Source organism: Acinetobacter sp. RF14B, assembly GCF_006864105.1.
Taxonomy (GTDB): Bacteria; Pseudomonadota; Gammaproteobacteria; order Pseudomonadales; family Moraxellaceae; genus Acinetobacter; species Acinetobacter lwoffii_C.
This window is the reverse complement of the sequence record NZ_SMTB01000024.1, coordinates 23178-31094: the sequence shown is the minus strand read 5'-3', so window position 1 is coordinate 31094 and position 7917 is coordinate 23178. Positions and strand designations below refer to the sequence as shown.

Here is a 7917-nt window from a genome sequence, read left to right as displayed (position 1 = left end):
ATTACTGTCAGGGTCAGATTATGCGGTGCCATCGATTCACGGCCCAGTCCCATACGTTTACCCAACATATAAGCCGCCACCAGACCGGCAATACCGGCATTAATATGCACGACAGTACCACCCGCAAAATCCAGCGCCCCATCATTGCCTAGCCAGCCCCCACCCCATACCCAATGGGTAATCGGTGCATACACCACCACACTCCAGAGGGCAATAAAAGCAATGAAGGCACCAAACTTCATACGCTCTGCAATCGAGCCACTAATAATCGCCACCGTAATAATGGCAAAGGTCATTTGAAAAATCACAAACAGGATTTCAGGAAGTGTGCCGATAAGCGTGTCGGGGCGAATACCGGCCAGCATGAATTTATCCAGCCCCCCCATAAAGCCATTGCCTTCACTAAAAGCCAAGCTATAACCCAGAAAAACCCAGCTCAGGCTCACCACGGCGGCGGCAATAAAGCTATGCGCCATCGTAGAGAGCACGTTTTTCTTACGTACCATTCCACCATAAAAGAGGGCCAGACCGGGAATAGTCATGAACAGGACCAAAGCGGTAGATACCAGAATCCAGGCGGTATCACCTGTGTCTAATGTAGATTCTTTTTCTGTTTCTGTTGGAGTAGTGGCAGCAAGCGCGGTGGGCGCTTGTGTAGAGGTAGCAGGATGGGGGGCATGGCGCAATAAATTATCTGATGTGGAGACCGGTACTGTTGCAGGCTGCTCAGCCCAAGCAACAGAACCGCCCAAAAGTGCGCCCGACAAGCTGAACGCAAGTAGCATATATTTCATTTGTATCCCCGACCAAGTTTTTTGTGAGTTATTCGATACTCAGCAAACTTCGTGCCAAATTAGACAGCATCTGCACCTGTTTCACCGGTACGGATACGGATCACCTGCTCCAGATTAGTAACGAAAATTTTACCGTCACCGATCTTGCCTGTACTGGCTACACGCGTAATAGATTCAATTACTGCCTCCACCATTTCATCGCTGATCGCGATTTCAATTTTGACTTTTGGCAGGAAATCTACAACGTATTCAGCACCACGATACAGTTCAGTGTGGCCTTTTTGACGACCGAAGCCTTTAACTTCAGTGACAGTGATACCTTGCACACCAATTTCAGATAACGCTTCACGCACGTCATCCAGTTTGAAAGGTTTTACGATTGCAGTTACGAGTTTCATGTTTGTTTTCCTTCGGCTTATTTCACCAGTAAGGTTTTATGTTCAAATTTCATGCCAAGATTTCTAAGGTCGGGGGAAATTAGAAAAATTAACATGATGTTTCTTTATACCCCATTTTATACTTATAACCAGTTGGATTCTGCAAAAATGAAATATTTTTTATGTAGATTATGAGGAGCTGCTGACACTTCATCTATATGAGTGAAGACATATATTTTTTAGTTGATATGAGGCCTACCCAGGCCGTTCAGTCATTCTTAATAGGTGACTCACAACGGTAGAATAACCGCTACTACAAGAGTGCTGATCGAATCTGCCTATATTTTATCTGAAATACTAGGGTCTCTATTCTGGCAGTGATACACTGTTGCCTCATTTCCATGAGGATGAATCGGACCATGATTGAAACCCTGTTACAAGCGATTTTGCAACAAGTCGAACAGCCTAAAAAAGACTTGGAACACAACCTGCGTGCCTTATTAAATGAAGCCGTGACCAAGATGGATCTGGTCTCTAAAGAAGAGATCGAGCGCCAGCGCACTGCTTTGCAGCATGCCAATCAGCGTTTAAATGAGCTGTTAAAACAGGTTGATGCCCTTGAAGAGAAAATTTCCAACAAAAAATAAGCACCACATCAGTGCACAAAAGACGCCAAACTTATAAAAATAATGCACCCAATTGGAACAATAATATGTCTTTTGCCAAAATTTATACGCGGGGCTTATTCGGCCTACATGCCCCTTTAATTGAAGTCGAAGTTCATGTCAGTTCCGGCATGCCTTCTCTCACCATTGTAGGCCTACCTGAAGCCGCTGTCAGAGAAAGTAAGGATCGGGTACGTTCAGCCATTCTCAATAGTGGTTTTCAGTTCCCGACCAAACGCCTGACCATTAATCTTGCCCCTGCGGATCTGCCCAAGGATGGTTCACGTCTGGACCTGCCGATTGCACTAGGAATTTTAGTGGCCTCGGGCCAGCTTCCTGAAAACTGTACCGATCATCTGGAGTTTATTGGCGAACTGGCACTGGATGGACAATTACGTTCTGTCACGGGCATTTTAAGTATCGCGATTGCCTGTCAGCAGGCACAGCATCAACTGATTTTACCAGGCAGCAATGCTCAGGAAGCCTGTCAGCTGCCCGATATTCAGGTCTTTGCTGCTCATCATCTGAAAGACGTCTGTGAACATCTGGCACAAACCCAACTGCTTCCTCCATTTACCACTCTCCCTTCCGCTCAGCATGCTGCTTATAAATTTGATCTGGCGGATGTGAAAGGCCAGTTAAGACCGCATCGGGCGCTGGAAATTGCTGCAGCGGGTGGCCATTCCCTTCTGTTCCGTGGGCCACCTGGTACTGGTAAGACTTTGCTGGCATCACGGCTAGCCAGTATTTTGCCGCCACTCAATAGCCAGGAAAATCTTGAAGTCGCCAGTATCTACTCGATTGCCAATACCAGCCATCCGTTTGGACAACGGCCATTTCGTGCTCCTCATCATACTGCTTCTGCGATTGCCTTGGTTGGCGGAGGCTGTCAGTTCCACAAATAAATCAGAGTTTACACAAATAAACTAGAGCAAGAATAAAAAGTATATTATCTATAAGCTTTAATTATTCATTTTGTAAAAATATATGCCTGTTAATAATGACAAAATAACGACTATTGACTGTTTCCCAAATGATAATATTAGTCGAGTGGTTTATCGATATGGTGGACTCGTTCGAAACGAAGATAACGACTCAACTAATCCTTTTGTTGAAGTGTTATTAATTGAGATTAGAAAAAGTGATCAATGGTTATTTTTAGATAAGTGCTCAACATTCCTTGTTCCAGTACTTGATCTTGATGCTGTTCAACATGGCAGTATTTGGGACGGAAATGTTCTGACCAATCACATTTATAGATTTTCAGGAAAACTCATCACAAAACGATTTTCCTTCGACTTCACTAATAATAAACCGAGGAACATAAAACTTTCAGATAAAATTCCTGATACCTCAGAGTACTACATTCCATTAAAAAACTATTTTCTACCCAATAAAGTTGATTATGTTCTACAAGGCTTCCCATTCACTAAATACACCAATGATTCATATCGGAAAGTGAATCACTGCTCAATGCATTCTAATGATGGAACTCAAGTCATCACTTCCTCAATTCATATTTTGCATAGCTTATTCGTCAATCGAAAGGATATTCGGGGACTATTATTAAGCACCTCAAGCCAATCTATCATTAACCGCTTTTTAGAATCTTATACAACAGAAGTTGAAAATGATAATATTGAATATAAAATAAAAATCAGAAAGCCATATGAAGATATTGGCGAAACAGCAATTATTTTTCTGGCTAATCTAGCCTTAAATCCATATGTGCAGACGATAGTCGATAAAATTCAAAGAAGTATGGAAGTTACTGAGTTTCATCATCTTCAGCATGGCACAGGCACAAGATATCCCATTGTATATCCGCCACACCCTACAAAGCTTTTTCTTGAAGCAGAAGGAATTTGGCTAGATGACAATAAGACACGTTTTTTTATTACTAGAGTGAAAAAATTTGATCCTATTAATGATCATATAATTGATGTCAATAAAGACCTTACGAATACTGTTTCAAGACCTGATGAGAAAAACCCTCGTCCACATGAAAAAAGTCAAAATAAAAATGAGCGTATCAATACACAAAAACCACCATCAAGAACAAGCGGTGAATACCGTAAGCGTTCTGATGTGGAAACTGGAAATACACAAGATATTCTGAAGTATTCTTTTAACGAACCAACCAATGACCTAATTGAAGTTGGTATACCCAATCATCCCTATTCAGATAATTCAAAAGATGTAGAAACATCATCTGATGAACCTTATGGCAATAAAAATACTAAGATCAAAAAATCTGAAACTACAGATACACCGCCTAGCAGAGATGAGCGCTTTGATATTCAATATATTATTCAATCTCTCCAAGGACTTGCTTCAGAAATAGACTCTCCTCTAGAACACCTGTCTGCAATTAATGAACATGGTGAAATGATAGCGAGTATTAATTTGCTTCAAATCAAAAAACTTGTGCCTAAACAAAAACATCCTTCATGGATTGATTATGAAAAGGGGCGAAAATTATTGTTCTTAAAATTAGACTTAAAAAATCAAAATGGTTTTTCCTATCTGATCGATATAAATAAAAATAAAAATCATGAAAAATTTTGTGCTTTTCTTATTTTTACACAGCATAAGTTAACAAACGAACAGATAAAAAAAATCTGCATTGAGCTAGAAAGTGCCAAAGGAATCAAAAAATGGGCACTCTATTGTGATAGTTTCATTCATAAAATGATTGCAATAAAACATTTATACGCCACACCAGATGAATGGAAAAATCGCTTTAAAAACTTATTCATAAGTCTACAGAGGTAGATGATTTTTAAATGGCGGATTCAAGCAGCAAGTGCGAAAGTATAAAAACTAGCCATCACTTTTAGCTTAATTAACACTAGAAAATATAACATTTTTTTGTTATATTTCACAAAGATATATAAATTCCGGATTCACTTATTAAATGAATTTCTAACCTGATGAATATTTTAGAAGAGCTTAACTTACAACACTCAATTAATTTAAAATCTGATAACAAAATGTTGTTGGAGAGTGAAGCTCATATTTTAAATGAGGTTTCTGAATTTGGTATAGACAATGTTTATATTAATATCGATGATGAAAATAAGAATGCTTTTCCCGCTATTTTCATTAAGAAAGTTTCATCTTTTGATTCAGAAACACTTCAAACAATTAGTAACATCCATAGAAAAGCATGGAATTATAATAAAGTTTTATTTCTTTATGTTTATTCTGATACTGAAATCAGAATATACAATTGCACAAAAACGCCTGTAATACAGAAAAAAGAAGGCTTAGATTATGACAAGGAATTAAAAACTCTTGAAATTAGTTCTTACAGTTATAATGATAAAGACCAAATTCAAGAACTTAATACATTATTCTCTAAAGTAGCTATTGATACTGGTGTTATTTGGACTTTAGATCAAGCAAAATTTATTAGAGATAAAATAAACCTTCAACATAGAGTAGATAAATATTTAGTTGAAAGCCTTATAAATACTACAGAGCAACTAAAAAAAGATAATCTAGAAATTAATTTTATTCATAAAATAATCTTAAGATCTCTTTTCTTACTTTACCTTGAGGATAGGAAAGCTACCGATAGCTACCTCTATTCAGAGATAAAAGAAGGGGCTTCATCTTATTTCGACATTTTAGACGATGTTGAGTCTACTTATAAGCTATTCAAAAAGCTAGAAAACCATTTTAATGGTAATGTTTTCTCTGTAAGTAATGATGAAAACATCTCTAAAAATCAATTAAAAATAGTTAAACAGTGTTTTATTAGTGGCAATCGTAATACATCTCAAATGAACCTATTAGAAGATTGGCGTGTTTTTGATTTTAGTATTATTCAAATAGAATTATTAAGTGAAATTTATGAAAGTTTTTTATTTAAAACGGATCCTTCTCTAAAAAAAATTACTGGAACTTATTACACTCCCCCTTCACTAGTAGAGTTCATTTTAAATGAAAAAATCCCTGTCAATAATGGTGAAACTGATTACAATTTAAAAGTTTTAGACCCAACCTGTGGGTCAGGTATTTTTTTAGTTGAAAGTTTTAAACGTTTAGTTAAACGCTATGAAAATAAACATAATGAGAAACTAACAGATTTTAATAAACTAAAGAAGTTATTAACAGATAATATTTTTGGCATTGAAATTCACCCTCAAGCAATTAAAGTGGCAGCTTTTAGCTTATATTTAGCCTTATTGGATAAATTAGATCCTAAAAACATCTGGCAGAATAAAGACCATAGATTACCTAATCTCATTAATAACCCTAATGATTTAACAATAAAGAAGCAAGGTAATAACTTGTTCTGTAGAGATACTATTGCAGATAATATTGAAATCCAGAAATTAAGTTTCGACCTGATAGTTGGTAATCCACCCTTTGGAACATCAGAACTATCAAATACCATGAACAACTATTGTAATCAATTTAATTTTGCGAAAGAAATGGTTCTACCATTTTTACATAAAGCAATTTCTCTTTCTCCAAATGGAGAAATAGCATTAATATTCAACACTAAAATATTAACAAACACTAATATAGGCTATTTAAACTTCAGAAACTGGCTTTTTAACGAATGTTACGTTGAAAAAATATTTAACTTTTCCATTCTTAGAAATGCTAAAAAGAATTTTGGAGGTCAATTATTTGGTAATGCAACAGGCCCTATAAGTATTATCTTTTATCAAAAAGATCATAAAGAACCAAGTGACAAAATCATATATTACGCCCCTAAAACATATATAAAGTCTAATATAATTGAAGGACTAAGTATCGATTCATCCGACCTAAAGTATTTACCAAGAGAAGAGTGTAAAAATCCAAATTCCAGAATTTGGAAAATTGCAATGTGGGGTAAAATAAATGATTGGGAACTAATCGAGAGGCTAAATAAATATAGATTCAATAATATAGAAAGTTTTGCGAAGAAACATCAAATAAAAAATGGTGTTGGTTTTCAACTACTTACTAATAAAAATGATTTAGCTAAAGATTCTGAAGTACTTAGTAATCTTAAGTATTTAGACGCTGATCATATAGCTCAATACTATACACCTACAACTTCTTTGGGTGAAATTAAAGACTCCGTTAAAACCGAGAAAGCCGTTAATTACTATATCGAGCATTACAATTTAAATAGCATCAATGATCTTAAAAAGATTATGCACTTTAGACGACTAGGCGATATTAATGCTTATATAAATCCACATATTGTAGTCAAAAAAGGACTAGAAAAAAATAGAGTGTGTGCGTCATATATTGATGAAAATTGTGCCTTTAGAGATGGTGTATATGGCTTTTACACCAAGAATTCTAATATAGATGCTCTATATGTATTATTAGCATATTTTAATTCAAAATTTAGCACCTACTATTTATTTATGACAAATTCATCATATGGCATCGAGAGAGAGCAGATTATGATGAATGAGTATCTAACAATTCCTATTAACTTAAATTCTATTCATTATGAAAAACTTATTAATGCAGGAAAAGAGATTATTCGGAGAGTAAAAGAACAGGATTTTCTGATCAATCCGTATAAAGAATATGACCTTAAATTATTTATTGAAGAAAATATAGATAAAACTATTTATGAGAGTCTAGATCTCATAGAATCAGAAATTGCATCAATTAATCATATTGTTGACTATGATATCGATTTGTTTCATAAAAAAGAAAAGTCAATTGCTTTAGAATTAACAACTTTTGATCAAATCAAAGAGTATGCAAATATTATTAGCAGTGAATTAAATGACTTCATTGAAGGTCAAGATATTTTTGTTAATATTACTATTTATGACATCAATAAATTCTCCCCTTTAATTATGATTAAAATATCTCACGAACAAACTATTAAAGATATTTCAATATCTCCAGAAAAATTAGATGATGAATTGAGTCGCTTAGATAAATATTTATGGGAAAAAAGTTCTACAAATATATATTTTAAAAAGAATTTAAATTTTAAAAACAATGATGATATTTATATTATACGACCGAACCAGAAAAAGTTTTGGACAAACTCTATGGCATTTAATGATGCTCATGATTTGATTTTTGAAATTCTTAATGGGGATTAAA

Annotated in this window: 5 protein-coding genes and 1 pseudogene; 4 read left to right on the top strand and 2 right to left on the bottom strand. The window is 35.2% G+C overall.

What is annotated here, in order from left to right:
* Both E2K52_RS05615 and glnK read right to left on the bottom strand, forming a co-directional pair.
* Window positions 1-794: ammonium transporter (locus E2K52_RS05615; protein ID WP_151204175.1), on the bottom strand; the 794-nt coding region annotated here is incomplete at its 3' end.
* Between the two features lie 59 nt (window positions 795-853).
* On the bottom strand, window positions 854-1192 hold the full coding sequence (glnK, locus tag E2K52_RS05610) for a P-II family nitrogen regulator (RefSeq protein WP_151204174.1): 339 nt from the start codon (window positions 1190-1192) through the stop codon (window positions 854-856).
* 398 nt (window positions 1193-1590) lie between these two features.
* On the opposite strand from glnK, the gene E2K52_RS05605 reads away from it, so the two are divergent.
* From E2K52_RS05605 to E2K52_RS05590, 4 genes and pseudogenes are all read left to right on the top strand, one after another.
* On the top strand, window positions 1591-1818 hold the full coding sequence (locus E2K52_RS05605) for an accessory factor UbiK family protein (protein ID WP_151204173.1): 228 nt from the start codon (window positions 1591-1593) through the stop codon (window positions 1816-1818).
* Window positions 1819-1883: 65 nt separating this feature from the next.
* A pseudogene (locus E2K52_RS05600) lies at window positions 1884-2723 on the top strand (YifB family Mg chelatase-like AAA ATPase); the annotation flags it as partial.
* Window positions 2724-2823: 100 nt separating this feature from the next.
* Window positions 2824-4611, top strand: coding sequence for a hypothetical protein (locus E2K52_RS05595; protein ID WP_151204171.1), 1788 nt, complete (start codon window positions 2824-2826; stop codon window positions 4609-4611).
* A gap of 158 nt (window positions 4612-4769) precedes the next feature.
* On the top strand, window positions 4770-7916 hold the full coding sequence (locus tag E2K52_RS05590) for a class I SAM-dependent DNA methyltransferase (protein WP_151204170.1): 3147 nt from the start codon (window positions 4770-4772) through the stop codon (window positions 7914-7916).
* Window position 7917: the final 1 nt, after the last annotated feature.

What these genes read in the sequence shown, in the direction of transcription:
- glnK (WP_151204174.1), bottom strand. Translation starts at nt 1,192, where the DNA reads ATGAAACTCGTAACTGCAATCGTAAAACCTTTCAAACTGGATGACGTG.
- E2K52_RS05605 (WP_151204173.1), top strand. Translation starts at nt 1,591, where the DNA reads ATGATTGAAACCCTGTTACAAGCGATTTTGCAACAAGTCGAACAGCCT.
- E2K52_RS05595 (WP_151204171.1), top strand. Translation starts at nt 2,824, where the DNA reads ATGCCTGTTAATAATGACAAAATAACGACTATTGACTGTTTCCCAAAT.
- E2K52_RS05590 (WP_151204170.1), top strand. Translation starts at nt 4,770, where the DNA reads ATGAATATTTTAGAAGAGCTTAACTTACAACACTCAATTAATTTAAAA.